This is a genomic window from Colwellia sp. SU-HH01172, from assembly GCF_057553355.1.
In genome coordinates, this window is sequence record NZ_BAAJMB010000001.1 from 1274470 (window position 1) to 1288589 (window position 14120).

General features: G+C 40.0%; 11 protein-coding genes. 2 read left to right on the top strand and 9 right to left on the bottom strand.

Translation table 11 applies throughout. The annotated features are described in order from the left end of the window. Nucleotides 1-110: 110 nt before the first annotated feature. The 7 genes from AC27JP_RS05660 to AC27JP_RS05690 all read right to left on the bottom strand — a co-directional run bounded on the left by AC27JP_RS05660 (nt 111) and on the right by AC27JP_RS05690 (nt 9327). Entirely contained in the window at nt 111-521 is a 411-nt protein-coding gene (locus tag AC27JP_RS05660) for a hypothetical protein (RefSeq protein ID WP_487112879.1), read from the bottom strand. Next, a complete protein-coding gene (locus AC27JP_RS05665; RefSeq protein ID WP_487112881.1) occupies nt 511-3138 on the bottom strand; it encodes a reprolysin-like metallopeptidase in 2628 nt (875 codons plus the stop codon). Before AC27JP_RS05665 ends, AC27JP_RS05660 begins: the two co-directional genes overlap by 11 nt. 202 nt (nt 3139-3340) lie before the next feature. Continuing rightward, nucleotides 3341-4576, bottom strand: coding sequence for a hypothetical protein (locus tag AC27JP_RS05670; RefSeq protein WP_487112883.1), 1236 nt, complete (start codon nt 4574-4576; stop codon nt 3341-3343). 9 nt (nt 4577-4585) lie between these two features. Then, nucleotides 4586-6904 (bottom strand): putative bifunctional diguanylate cyclase/phosphodiesterase, encoded by a 2319-nt coding sequence (locus AC27JP_RS05675; RefSeq protein ID WP_487112885.1) that lies wholly within the window; start codon nt 6902-6904, stop codon nt 4586-4588. A 14-nt stretch (nt 6905-6918) separates the two neighbouring features. After that, complete coding sequence (locus AC27JP_RS05680) at nt 6919-7569, bottom strand: cupredoxin domain-containing protein (protein ID WP_487112887.1); 651 nt, start codon at nt 7567-7569, stop codon at nt 6919-6921. Nucleotides 7570-7732: 163 nt separating this feature from the next. Next, nucleotides 7733-8677: a response regulator gene (locus AC27JP_RS05685; protein WP_487112889.1), complete on the bottom strand. Its 945-nt coding sequence runs from the start codon at nt 8675-8677 to the stop codon at nt 7733-7735. Between the two features lie 158 nt (nt 8678-8835). Further along, on the bottom strand, nt 8836-9327 hold the full coding sequence (locus AC27JP_RS05690; RefSeq protein WP_487112891.1) for an NYN domain-containing protein: 492 nt from the start codon (nt 9325-9327) through the stop codon (nt 8836-8838). Nucleotides 9328-9505: 178 nt separating this feature from the next. Between AC27JP_RS05690 and plsB the strand changes: the two genes are divergently transcribed. After that, nucleotides 9506-11947: a glycerol-3-phosphate 1-O-acyltransferase PlsB gene (plsB, locus tag AC27JP_RS05695; RefSeq protein WP_487112893.1), complete on the top strand. Its 2442-nt coding sequence runs from the start codon at nt 9506-9508 to the stop codon at nt 11945-11947. 62 nt (nt 11948-12009) lie between these two features. On the opposite strand, the gene ubiA is transcribed toward plsB, so the two are convergent. Together ubiA and AC27JP_RS05705 are read right to left on the bottom strand one after the other, a co-directional pair. After that, a complete protein-coding gene (gene ubiA, locus AC27JP_RS05700; protein ID WP_487112895.1) occupies nt 12010-12870 on the bottom strand; it encodes a 4-hydroxybenzoate octaprenyltransferase in 861 nt (286 codons plus the stop codon). A gap of 12 nt (nt 12871-12882) precedes the next feature. After that, nucleotides 12883-13446 (bottom strand): chorismate--pyruvate lyase family protein, encoded by a 564-nt coding sequence (locus AC27JP_RS05705; RefSeq protein WP_487112896.1) that lies wholly within the window; start codon nt 13444-13446, stop codon nt 12883-12885. A 276-nt stretch (nt 13447-13722) separates the two neighbouring features. Between AC27JP_RS05705 and AC27JP_RS05710 the strand changes: the two genes are divergently transcribed. Further along, entirely contained in the window at nt 13723-14103 is a 381-nt protein-coding gene (locus AC27JP_RS05710) for a flagellar basal body-associated protein FliL (RefSeq protein ID WP_487113482.1), read from the top strand. The last annotated feature ends 17 nt before the right edge of the window (nt 14104-14120 follow it).

Sequence of the window (14120 nt, forward strand, 5' to 3'; positions counted from 1 at the left end):
CACAGCAACACCTATTTCATCAAATGGCGATAAGAATGGAAAACGGCCTTGAATTAATAAATTAAATCGCAGGCCGTCTTAAATGGTGTCAATGACTGGTAAAAATACTATTATCTGCTGTTATCCAAGCTTGCCAAACACATAGTATAAACCGCCTGGTTAAACTGTTTAGCAAATTCATATTCTACTTTTCGCTGCTGCCTTTGTTCTGCTGTTTTTAAAACATCACCACTCACTAGCATAGGCTTTACACCACATTGTGATTTCAGTAGCGACAAATCATGCTGTTCAAGGCCCGGCAAGACCATTCTTCGGCCTTTACTGTGTAATAATCGATAATCAGCATTAGCTTTAGCCTGCTCAATCGCTACCCTAACATTATCGTCTAAGGGCTTAGTGGAGTCTGTGCTTTCCTCAGCCACACCAGTTTCGTTTTTTGGCGCTTTATCATAAGCGCTACAGGCGCTAAGCAATGACATCATAAACATTATGGCTAGCAATAGTTGTCGATTATTGTTCATGACTCACCTCTGCTTTAAATCTTTGGCTAGCGGCAATTAACATTAGAAACAGTAAATAGAAGATACTACCACTGCCAGAAGAACTACTTTCTGTTTCAACCTCAGTAGGAGTCGGTACTACAGGTGTCGCTGTTACACTAATCACTAATTCTGCCGTGGCGGAAGCTTGTACTGCGTCTTCCACAGTATACGTAATAGTTTCACTGCCACTAAAACCGGCAGCGGGTGTGTAACTGACTTTATTATCGATGACTTGCACGCTACCACTACCATTTGTGGTTACGGTTTTTAGTGCCAAGGTATCGCCATCAAGATCACTATCGTTGAGCAGAACATCAATACTATTTGCACTCGAATCTTGTGCGACCGTTGCAGTATCGTCCTCCGCCGTCGGTTGGTCATTCACCGGTGTAACATTGATTGTGACTTGAAAAACGTCACTCACTAAACCACTAGTCGTCGCTGTCATGTTAACCATGATACTACCGTTAAAGTTTGTGTTCGGTAATACGTTAAGGTCGCTGAATGAATAATTGTCACCTGCTAAAACTTGTAGCGTATCTATACTCGGATTGTTTTCAAACGACAACATGGCGGCATTTAGTGCGATGCTGGTATCTTCATTTGTGGTAATACTATTCTGGCCTGAGAAAACTGGCTTAGTGGGTGCTGAATCAGTGATGTTTATGGCAAAATCACTATTATTAATAGCAAAGAATATATTATTGTTACAAGCAACTTTTACTCGCGCTTGTGTTGTTGTTAGGTTAGTCAGATTGATTTCGTGACTGCCATCATTGCTAACACCGCTTGCCAATGTTTGGCTAAAGTTTTGCCCTGAATCTGTTGAAAGCAAGATATCAACCGCGGAACAAGAAACTGGCGCATTTTCGGTATTGGCGGTTTGCCATGTCACAGTTTGACTTGAACCATTCCAATTACCAATATCATTAACACTAAAACCTTGCGATACAGCGACAACATTCACTTTCATCGCGTCATCAACTAAATTATTTTGATTGTCACGTACCACTAAGCGAAAGTTAAGCTCACGCGTCTGCGTCGGTAATGCCTCCCCATGTGTCGGCGTATTGGTTAAAATATCATTAAGCTTAGGAAAAGTTCGCTCAGCATGGTCTACTGGGCTAAAAGCTCTAAACAATGGTCGTTGACCGTCATCAGTAGCATCATCACTTGCGCTATTGCTTTGCGCGCCTAAATCAAACTGCTCCCAACTATAACTCAAACTGTCGTTATCAGGATCGGTTGCACTACCCACTAAAGTAAATGGTGTTCTAGCCGGGATAGTATAATCAGCGCCCGCATCGACACTAGGAGCATCATTGCTAAAAGTACTAGTACTGCCACAACTACCTAATGGCGCAACATAATTTCGAATTTGATCAATGGAGTGAATATGAAAATAGGGATCTGAACTATTCTGTATATTTTGTCCATCACAAATACCAGCATAAGCCATGATAGTTGAACCGCTGCCGGGTTCAAAAGCACTATCAAATGCCCAGTTACCACCACAAAACCCTGAGCCACCGTTGAAAGTATGATCAGCGCCAAATTGATGGCCTATTTCATGAGCCACATAATCAATATAAAAAGTATCTGATGTTGGCCTGCTACTGCCCGTTACACCTTCAGCTTTAATGCTGGTACATACCACTCTAAAACCAGCAAGACCACCAGCCCCTGTACCAACTAGATGGCCAATATCATAGTTATTTGCGCCAATTGCGCCATCAATAACACCAGCATTCAATTCAATATCATTGTCGGTATTGTCAAAAGGGTCACTACTACTATCGGTAAAAATAATACTGTCATTATTAGCGACTAATTCAAACGTCATTGACAAATCACGCTGGTAAACGTCATTTAGGCGACTCACTAAGGTTACCAAAGCGGCGAGCGTGCTTTCCGTGGTGCCACCATGAAAAGCCGCATATTCACCAGTCGTCGCTATTGCCAAACGATAAGTTGTTAGTTGGGTTGTTATTGCATTACTAGTAACCTCGGTACTTGTTTGAGCTTTATTTACAAGCTCACCACTATATTTTCTTGGCGGCAGGCGTTTAGTTAGCTCTGCAGGTGCCAAAGGTTGTGCATCTTTACGATAATAGTTGTGATATTGACGATTACTTGTGCTATTGCTTGGATCTATAAATACTTGTTCATTGCCAATATTGAAAACGCCATGAAAGCCTTGCGGCGTAATATCAAATTGTCCTTTGTTTGCTGGGGCGTCAATATGATAGCCTGAAAATGTTTTTATAGATGGGTATTTAGCGGCAAGCTCAGGATGCATCACTCGCGATGAAGTCAACTTAAAAGTGGCATAACTGCCGTCAGGTAAAGGTAAATCTAGCACGATATCGCCGTTATTTAATAACTGTTGCTCGAGCAAAGCGAAATCAACATCAAAATATAAGCCCGAAGAGGCTTTACTATTCGCTTTTGCGCTAGAGTTTTGTACTGAAACGGTCACATTCGATGATTGCCAAAACTGTTTGTCGATTACCGCATTTGAATATTCATTTGCTTGGACAATACTCAGCGCACCGAGCAAACAATAAATACCAATAAATAATTTTGATTTAACCATTTTTAATTCCTGCTTTTACAACTTTGAATTGACAACATAGCGTTAATGAAAGTAGATGTTAGTAACGAATTGTTTAATTTCTGTATCCACTTTGATAGATAGAAGGTTCAATATAGCTTATCACAGGTTAACAGAAGATTAACAAGTGGCATTAATTAAGAAATAAAAAACGCGACAGTTATATCGGAGGTACACATACGATTTAGAAAAAATATCTCGCGGCAAGTTGCCATTGACGCTCAAGCAATTTTACGGGTTGGCCAACATACATCCGTGCCTGACGTTGACTGTTAATCCAATTATATTCAACAGACAATAACCAAGGTTTACTGTAACGGTAGGTATAGTTTATCGTCGCTGATTTGCCATATTCATTGTTGTTGTCACCAATAGTTTGGTCGTTATCAGTCACCGAAAACTCTTCTAGCCTTAATGTTGCGCGATGCTTATTAATTCTTTTCGACACAGCAATATAACCACTCGCATAATCATTATTGACTACATCCATTCGCATCGGACTCTGCATCAAGGTATCGCCAACAAGATATTGCGCACTAAGCTCTATAGCCTGAGGTAACCGCCAGCTTAAGCCAAAATGAGTAAAGCGAGTACGCCAGCCGTATTGGCCATTTTCAACCATATATGGGGTCGCTTGATTATCATAATAACCAACCGCTATCTGACCTTTTTGATGAAATTTAATTTTGCTTCGAATATGAAAGCCCCAATTATCATCAAGCTCTAGAAATGGATCTGACTCTGCCGCTTGGCCATTGAGATCATAACCAGGTAGTCGGGCAGGAAAATCAGAAATCTTTTTTGACTCTGTCCACAAAGTTTGTCGATTGCCGACTGTCCAACCATGCCATGATAGCAAAGCGCCTGCTGGGTCATTATTAACAAATGCCGTGCCAGCCAGTGTAAAATCAAAATCGCTATCATTAAACTTGCCTAAACGTGTTAGCGCTAACTCACTGCCTAATACTCGAATTTCTTCGCCTATCCAGGTATTAATTGCCGAGGAATTCAAAGTATTTCGACTGGCCCAAGCGAATGCGTTATTTTCTAATGATATTTCGGGATAAAAGATGCCGGTTTTGCTCTGCCAGCGATAACCAGCATTATTAGGTAAACTACGATATTTAACAAAAGCCTCTGTTAAGCCCAGTGCAGTGTCATTTTCATCACTATAACTATTCGCAATTAAATGCGCGCTAAGCCCCATATCCCAGTCAATAACGAGTTCAGCACCCGCCTGCGCTAATGATATATTTTCACCGTTATGACTAGAAAATTTGCCATAGCCACCATCGAGATAACTGGTAAGCGTATTTGCGCTTGTCGCTCGAATATCCAATACACCATGTACTTTATATTCAACAGAATAAGCAAAGAAGGTAGATAACAGTAGACCAACAACAGCCAATATTTTTAACAAAGTATATCCCTATTCAAAAGCATATGCCTCTTGCTCCAATAGCCAAGGTGTAAGCTCATTGGCGTGCTTAGGTCGACTAATAAAATAGCCTTGGCCCAACTCACACTGATTTTTCGCCAACCAATTAAGTGCGAACTCATCTTCAATACCTTCAGCAACAACACTCAAGCCCATGTTGTGAGCTAACTCGATCGTTGAACGCACTATAATACGATCATCTTCATCCTCAGCTAATCTTTGTACAAAAGATTTATCAATTTTAAGCTCATGTACAGGTAATTGCTTTAACTGTGCTAACGATGAATAACCCGTACCATAATCATCTATCGATATGCGCATACCACGAGTTTTAAATTGTTGTAATAAGGCAATGGCTGTTTCAGGATCATCAACAACCGCGCTTTCAGTTACTTCTAAAGTGATTTTATCCGCAGGAACCTTATATGCCTCAGCTGACTGGCAAATAAACTGATAAAAATGACTATCTTTAAGGTTTTCTGCTGAAATATTTACCGCCACACTAATATTGAGGCCTAATTCTCGCCATAACTGATATTGCTTCAATGTCGTGATAAACACCCACTGTGTTAACGCGTTGATCTGCCCTGTTTGTTCTGCAATATGTATAAAATTATCAGGTGGCACCATACCTAAACTTGGATGACGCCAGCGCACTAACGCTTCAACATGCGTGACAATGCCTGAGCGTAAATTTAGTTTAGGCTGATAATGTAATTCAAGTTGGTCGCTAGCAATTGCATCTTTAAGGTCATTGATCAGATTTAAACGCTCAACACTGTTAACGTCCAAATCTTGATGATAGGTTTGCACCAATTGGTTTACTTTATGACTATGATGCAAGGCAGTATCTGCCATTTGTAAAACTGATTTAGTACTCTGACAATGCTCTGGCACGGCAGCAATACCAATACGCACCTGCAACTGTAAACTAATACCTTGATACTCGCAGTTTTCTTCTAAAACTTGATAAATTTTTTCAACTAAGTTTTCTTTTGAAAACTCAGGATTGATTTCAGCTAATAATACAAACTCATCCGCGCCAACATGACAAAGCAATTGAAATTCTTGCAATGTTTTAAGCCTTTTGGCTGTTGATTTAATCAACCAATCACCGACATCATGACCAAGGGTTTCGTTAACGTCTTTTAAGCGACTTAAATTCAAGTGAAAAACAGTAAAGGCTTGTTGTTTATCGGCTAATGTTTGTAAGGTTAATTTTAGAACACTGCGATTGGGTAGGTCAGTTAATGGATCATGATTAGCCCTGTGGGTAATTGATTTTTCCCGTGACAATACCGCAGACTGCATGGCATTAAACTCGTTTGCCAACTGGCCTAATTCACTATTGTCATTCACTTTAACGGTTTGGTGATAATCACCACTAGCAACAATTTTAGCTTGCTTAACGAGTTGCTTGATCGGCTTAGTAATAGACGCAGCGATAATATAAGCCACAGCAAGTGATAACAGTAAAGTGACAAAAGTGAGCATTAAAAACTGCCACCATTGTTTTTGCAATACTTCAACAATATCGGCACGTAAGCCGTACATCGACAAAGCTAATTGTACATGATCGGCTTCATCAATCAGGTGGCCAATGGCGATATATTCATCAGGGGTAACACTATTGACGATTTGTTGCGTTAAGGCCAATTCAGCGTTTGGGTTTGATGAGGCAATTAAACGCCACTGATCATTTTGTATAATGGCAAAATCGGTATGCAGTTGGGTAATATCGAAAAAATGTTGCGCAAGTTGTTGATCAATTTCAAAACCAAATGCTAACCAGCCTATGGTACGTGCACCAACGGTCATCGGTGAAAAGCTCACTTGATAAACACTATTATCAACTACATATAAATGCGATTGTTCTTGGTTTTCTAACCACTGAGGAAAACGAAAAGCTTGGTCACGCTCGCTCCCTTGCTTAACTTTTACTTTTCCTGATTCGCTTTGTTCAACAATTAATTGTGCGGAAATAACCCCTTGTACAGAAATTGCCATGGCAATATCAGCATCAATACGCTTACGATGATTATTCATCGCCACTAACAAGCTACGCAGCTCATCTTCAAAAACTTGTTTAATCCCGTAATCTTTTGCGGCGGTTTCAGCGAAGGCAGTTAAATAATCTCTCCGGCTATCAAATTGAGCATTAAAGATCGTTTTTGCGGTCGCTAAACGATTAGTGATCTCTTGCCTTTCTTGGCTTTCATTACCGGCCATGATTGTCCAAAATGCAATGGCTTGCACCAAGAGCAATAACAGAACAAAAAATAGAAATATTTTAGTTTGTAGACTCTTCATTGAGAGAATCATCCTTAATAGTCAGATAAAAAATCGAAGTCTTCTTCATTTTTTTGCTCAGCTATTTTTGCTATTTTATGGGAAATTTTTATTGTAACGTCAGTCATTTCAGGCCAATTAACAACTTGGCTAACACGGTTACCTTCAACCTCTAGTTGGGGATGCCATACAACTAGCCGATATTTACCTTCTTGCGCCATTGCAATACTGAGCGAGCCTTGCGCATTAGTTTTTCCAAAAAGAGGCGTATCTACTATGTATAAATAGCCACTCATCCAGTCATGAATGTTGCAACCCATAGCAACTTCACCCAGCTGTTGAAAATCATTTTTACTTTGTGATTGTCCAGCACGTATTTTAAAAGAAAACTTATTTTCGCCGATAGGTGAATAAATATGGTGGGTAATGTCATCTTTGTTTTGAAAGCTTACCGTATTCCCTAACTGCATTACATTGATATAAGGCGTAAAAGTACGATCTAACTGACCGATTTCAACTACTTTATTACTCAAAGGTAACGTCATATTATCCAGAGGCTGAAAATATACCACCATTTCTGGCAAGGGTGCATTGTTGTTATCAACAAGCGTTACTGTAAAGTCGGCGGCCATAGCTTGCTTAAAGCTAAATAGAATGAATAAAGTTGTAAAACAAAAACTGCGCACTTCTCTTCCAAAAATGATTTAAAGTAGCTAACAATGACCCCGGAAACACTAATATTGTTTCATCGTTGCAAAATTATTTCGTTATATCTTCCACAATTATAACTGCAATGACTGATGCTGCATTCAACAGACGCAGCATCTAGTGACACTAACTATAAGCTTGTTATGCAATTTTCAAATAATTTTTAACGATTTCTGCGCCATTGTCGGCTTGAATAGGTTTAAAAATAAAGCCTGAAATTCCATGCTCTTGGCATTGACTAACCAGCGCCTTATCAGTCACCGAACTCAACATAACCACAGGTACAGTACTGCCATTAGCACGAATTTGCGCCAATGCTTTATCGCCATTCATTTCGCCCATAACTACATCCATGATCATAAAATCAGGTTGTTGTTCGGCCACCATAGTTACCGCCATAGCGCCATCATCAGCCTCTACGACATTGTTATAACCCAGTTGTGACAAATAACGCCTTAGTGCTTTACGGATCATGGCACTGTCATCGACTAATAAAATCTTACTTTCAAGTGGTAAGGTTTTGCTATGAACATTAGCAATACCTGTGCTGGCTTCACGTTTAATGCCAACCGATTGATATTCAACATGACGAATAAGCAAATTAAAATAGTAACGCCCAACACCAGCCACAGTAATTGGCACAGTAATCACTTCTTTTACGCCCACTAAGTACTTATCCATGTCATTAACGTCATGAACAAAATAAGGGCTTGAGAATTTGTAATCTAAACTATAACGACCATGCAAGTCGGTTGAACGGCCAACAATGGTATTGCCCCACTCAGCTAGCGCATTACTTAAATCTTCGTTAATTTCAGTAAATTCATAACTTTCTTCAAACATGTTTTCGCAAACCGAATTACCGATTGCGATAGCAGTTTCAGGGTAATGATGCATCATAATGACACCATCTAATCCACCGGTAACTTCTGAACAAACGGCATAGCCTTTAAAGCGAAAATCATCAACACTATCAACAAAGGCTTCACCAGCCTCGCCGGTTAAGTTGGTCATAGCTTTCAAGCTAGCAAGTGACTCGTTTATAAATGGGTATAGAATAACTTTGTATAGCGCTTCAACAGACATCACGATTCCTCATTATTATTGTTATTTTGTATCGTTATAGTTGAAATACCATACTAATCTCTAACAACAATTACAAATCAAAGACAGTTAGCCCACTAATTATTGCTCAATTCACAGGTCGGTTTGCTTCATTTTGTTGCTAAAGCCAGAACAAAAAACTAAATCAATAGTTGGCTATCAATAGGAAAAAATTCACTGGCAGATTGTATCAAAGCTTGCGCAGTCAATTCTGTCACGCCATAAACATAGCTTTCAACACCATCACGAGTCATGACTTTCCGTAATAACATTTCGAAATCGCCATCACCAGACAGTAAGACAATAATATCAACTTCAGCTGCGGCCTCCATAACATCAATGGTAATCCCGACATCCCAATCACCTTTTGCCGAGCCGTCACGACGCTGAATAAAGGGCTTTAATTTGACATTAAAACCAATGTGTTTCAGTGCTTTTTGAAACTTATGTTGTTGATCATCACTACGCTGTATTGCATAGGCGTTAGCAATAACAATATCGCCTTGTTCACTTATTTGTTGCCAAAAAGCGCGATAATTAAATTGACGGGCAAAGGTATCACGCGTGGTGTAATAAATATTTTGTACATCAACAAAAATAGCAATTTTCTTCGCTGGTAGATCTTTTTGCATAAATGGCCTAAAAGGTAATGAATCCGAAGATAATAATTTCTTTAATTTTCATTATGGTACTTTGAATTTTTTATTTTAGCAGGTTTGTTGTTAAAAATTTGTCGTGATATTCGTGAAAAAGAGACAATATTGCCGCTAAGTGTTACAATTACAAGTCAAATAAAGTTGAGTAAACAAGATGTTAGCCATTCGTAAAATATTCTATTTATTGCTTCGCTTACCAATTACCTTATTGGTTCGCTGCAAAATTGTTGCCGATAAGATAATCAACTCTGGCCAACTCACGCCAGAGCAGCCGGTGTTTTATGTCCTAAGGCACCAGTCAGCCAGTGATGTACTTTCGCTACGTACCGCCTGTAAAAAAGCTAACTTACCTGACCCTCTTGAACGCGTATCGGTTAATGGCCAAGCACTGTCTCGACTGCTATTTTTAGAAAAACCTACCGCACTATTTCATTGGCGAAAACCACAAAAGACAACGGCAATATCGCAAGGTTTTGAGTTATTAAATGCGCACGCAAAAGATGAAAAACTCGATGCCCAGCTAATACCTGCGAATGTTATTTGGGGCCGCACCCCCACTAAAGAAAAAAATACCACTAATGTTGGTACGCTGTTAGCGGATCAAGAATCACCCACTTGGTTACGGAAATTTTTTATCGTACTGTTTTTAGGACGCCATACCATGGTGCGCTTTAGTGAGTCGATTTCCTTTCGTCATATGGCCGACAAGCATGGTAGTGACGAAGCTAGCGCACGAAAATTAATGCGTATCGCACGCTTTCATTTTCACCGTCAAATAATTGCTGCCACCGGCCCAAGGTTAATGCACCGCCAACAAATGTTTGAAACCTTATTGGTAAACCCGGCGATTAAACGTTTGATCAGTGACGAAGCAAAAAGCAAATCAGTGAGCGAAGGTGAAATAAAAAAACAAGCACTGGTCATTATGGATGAAATTGCCGGTGATTATCGTGATGTAACGGTTCGCTTTGGTGAGCGTATTCTAGGCTGGCTGTGGAACCGATTATACAATGGTATTGAAGTTAACAAAGCCGAGCGCCTGCGCAATTTGGCCCAAGAAGGTCATGAAATAATATATGTGCCTTGTCATCGAAGCCATATGGATTATTTGTTGCTCACTTATGTCATTTTCCAACAAGGTTTAGTAACGCCACGTATTGCCGCCGGTATTAACTTAAATTTCTGGCCGGCCGGACCTATTTTTAGAAAAGCGGGGGCATTTTTCATCCGCCGAAGCTTCAAAGGCAATCGCTTATATTCAACCATTTTTCGAGAGTATTTAGGGCTGCTTTTTGAACGTGGTTACTCGGTAAAATATTACTCAGAAGGTGGCCGTAGCCGCACCGGTCGATTACTTTCACCTAAAACTGGCATGCTCGCCATGACCATACAAAGTTTACTGCGCGGCATTGATAGACCGCTCACTTTGGTGCCGGTCTATTTAGGTTATGAGCACGTGATGGAAGTCGGCACTTACCACAAAGAGCTAAGTGGTAGCCAAAAGAAAGGCGAATCAATATTTGGTGTTATTAAAGCGATCCGCAATTTAAGAAACTACGGTAAAGGTTATGTTAATTTTGGCGAGCCAATTAACATCAATCAGTTCTTAAATAAACAAGTACCTGACTGGAAGCAAGCAATTGACCCAATCGATCCACAAAAGCCAAAATGGTTAACGCCAAGTGTTAACACACTAGCTCATCAGGTGATGACATCAATTAACCAATGTGCGGCGTTAAATGGCGTGGCATTAATTTCCTTGATTTTACACGCCACCGAAAACAAAGCGTTAACCAAAGCAGAGCTAATCACCCAACTAGACTTCTTCTTAGCGCTACAACGAGCAACGCCTTACCATGCAGAATTAACCATACCGAGTGAGAGCGGAGCAGAGTTACTTGAACATGTAATTACCTTAAATAAAGTTACGATTAATCAAGACAGTTTTGGAGAAATTGTCTCGTTAACCGAAAGTGCTGTTTTAGAATTACGTTACTACCGTAATAATATATTGCACACCTTTATTGTTCCTTCATTGGTTTGTCGATTATTGGAGCGCAATGCAAAAATTAGCCAAGAAGATTTAGTTGCACAAATACAGCGAATAACTCAACTGCTAAAAACTGATTTGTTCTTATGGCAATCTGCTGATGATATTCAGGCACAGGTGCAAGCTATTTGTCAGTTTCTCGCTGACACAGAGTTAGCTAAGCAAACTAAAGCGGGTTTTTGGTCATTAGCAAATACAAGTGAAACTCGTGCCCAAGTTCGCCTAATGGCAGAGTGTGTCAACGAAACCATGCAAAGATTCGCCATAATCACCTCATTATTGAGCCGATTAGCCCCAGTGGCAAAATCAGAACTGGATAGTAAAGTTGTGGCAATTGCCCAGCGACTGTCAGTACTCAATAATATCAACGCTCCAGAGTTTATCGATAAAAAAGCACAATCGACACTGATTTTAGCGATGAAAGAGCATGGCTACATTATGCAAGATGAAGATGACAAACTCGTTGATAGCAGCACCTTAGGCTTACTGAAAAACTCGGTCAGTAATTTAGTTGATATCGAAGTTTTACAAAGTATTATGCGTTAGTCTTAACCAAAAATAAGCATTTGCTCTGCTGAACAAATGCTTATTTTATTACTGCAATAGTACTATAAATATTCGATGGCTACGCCGACAAATACTATCAAACCGACATAGTGGTTATTTAAAAAAGCTTGAAAACAACGCTCACGTTCACGACCAGCAATTAATATTTGTTGATAGCAGAAGAAGCCTGCAGCCACAACTAACGACAACTGATAAGGCCAACCAAAGGCCAACATATCACCAACCGTAAACAATAATGCTAAGGTCATGAGCTGTAAAAATAGAATAATGCGCTTATCGTTATGCGCAAAAATGATCGCTGTCGACTTAACACCAATCTTAACATCATCATCTCGGTCAACCATGGCATACATAGTGTCATATGCCACTGTCCACAAAACATTAGCGCTAAACAGTAACCAAGCAACGGTAGGGATTTGACCTTGTTCTTGGGCAAAAGCCATAATCATGCCCCAACTAAATGCCGCTCCTAGCACCACTTGTGGAAAGTGAGTTATGCGTTTCATGAAAGGATAACTTGCCGCCAGAAATACCGCCACCAGAGACAGCATAATAGTGTAATGATTTAAGGTCAGCACTAAACCAAAGGCAATTAACACAAATGTTGCAAACAACTGCAGCGCTTCACTGCTAGATAATGCCCCAGTAACCAGCGGACGATTTTGCGTGCGCTTTACCGCGCCATCGATTTTACGGTCGGCGAAATCATTAATCACACAACCTGCGCTACGCATCAAAAAGACCCCTAAGCTAAACACCAACAACATATGTAATGTTGGCCAACCGTCGGACGCGATCCACAATGCCCAATACGTAGGCCACAGCAACAAGTAGGTGCCAATGGGCTTATCCATACGGGTAATTTGCTTAATTGCCGTTAATTTTTCTGTTAACTCACTCAATCTAAAACCCTTTTATTCCTGATACGCAAAGGCGCCAGGCAGGAACACTTCAGCCACCATAAGCGGCTTAGCATCTAGCATAAATACTGAACGACGCCCCCACAGCGGTTGTTCTACCGTTAGTGATAAATGCTCAGCAATTTTTGCCACGGTTGATTGCTCACTAAATGCCGCCACTTCAATTTTTTTTCGCAATAAATCAGGGTGATTAAATAATACTTGCCCTAACGACTGCGTACCTAAATGCGCAAGCTGCTGTTGTTCGCCGGTAAGCGATTTTAACGGCAATAAACTGCGAGCAAAAACTTGCGGTATGTCGTCACAATATAAAAGTACTTCGCGCACCAATACTTGCTCACCAACAAGAATATCATCATTGGCTTCAACAGCGTTGCAAGCCTCGATTTTTTGCCCTAGCACTTCGACACGAAATTGTTTGCTATGTCGCTTTAATCTTGCCGTTAGAGAAGTAGGATCAAGTAACCAATCGCGTAAAGTAGGATTAATTATCACGGTACTTGGCGAATGCCAAATTGCGCTCATTTCAACAGGAAATAAAAAATGCTGTGCTGTCATGCCTGAAAACAATACCTATCACTAAAGTTACCAAAAACGACGTATGATAGCGTTTAGCATGCTAGAAATATAGCCTAATAACTGATTAGGCTATATTTCTTATTTGCTGACATCGCTATTACCTTGCGGTAATATCGGGTCGGTTGAAATAATTACTAAATAATTCAGCGCGCAAGTAAAATTCGCGTTATTATTGAAGACACTTACCATGTTTACGTATTTATCTTAAGCAGTTAGCTTAAGCAATTAACGGTTTTTGATTTGAGTTTTATTGTTATGAAAATGCCCATTATTCTATTGTTAGTGCTATTAAGTTCAGCCCCTGCTAAGGCGGCTGATTACGCCTACTTTGGCTTTGAGCCCTCTATTGTGACTAATTACGTCGCGGTAAAGAAGAAAATGGGCTATGTCCGCCTAACGGTGGAACTAATGATTGAAGATTCCTCGAATTACGAGGTTGTTGAACATCACTCACCATTGCTACGCGACGCTATTATCAACATTATTGGTCAGCAGCCAGAATCAAAAGTTAAATCGATTAATGGCCGTCATGAAATTCAGCGTTTGTGTGAAGAAAAAGTCAAACAATTATTGGAAAAAGAAACCGGCAAGCCTCTAATTAAAAAGCTTTTATTTACACAATGGTTAGATAACTAACATTAAGAATGTTAACC

Coding starts and splice junctions, on each gene's coding strand:
- AC27JP_RS05710 (WP_487113482.1), top strand. CDS start 13,723: ATGAAAATGCCCATTATTCTATTGTTAGTGCTATTAAGTTCAGCCCCT.
- AC27JP_RS05675 (WP_487112885.1), bottom strand. CDS start 6,904: ATGAAGAGTCTACAAACTAAAATATTTCTATTTTTTGTTCTGTTATTG.
- plsB (WP_487112893.1), top strand. CDS start 9,506: ATGTTAGCCATTCGTAAAATATTCTATTTATTGCTTCGCTTACCAATT.
- AC27JP_RS05685 (WP_487112889.1), bottom strand. CDS start 8,677: ATGTCTGTTGAAGCGCTATACAAAGTTATTCTATACCCATTTATAAAC.
- AC27JP_RS05665 (WP_487112881.1), bottom strand. CDS start 3,138: ATGGTTAAATCAAAATTATTTATTGGTATTTATTGTTTGCTCGGTGCG.
- AC27JP_RS05690 (WP_487112891.1), bottom strand. CDS start 9,327: ATGCAAAAAGATCTACCAGCGAAGAAAATTGCTATTTTTGTTGATGTA.
- AC27JP_RS05660 (WP_487112879.1), bottom strand. CDS start 521: ATGAACAATAATCGACAACTATTGCTAGCCATAATGTTTATGATGTCA.
- AC27JP_RS05705 (WP_487112896.1), bottom strand. CDS start 13,446: ATGACAGCACAGCATTTTTTATTTCCTGTTGAAATGAGCGCAATTTGG.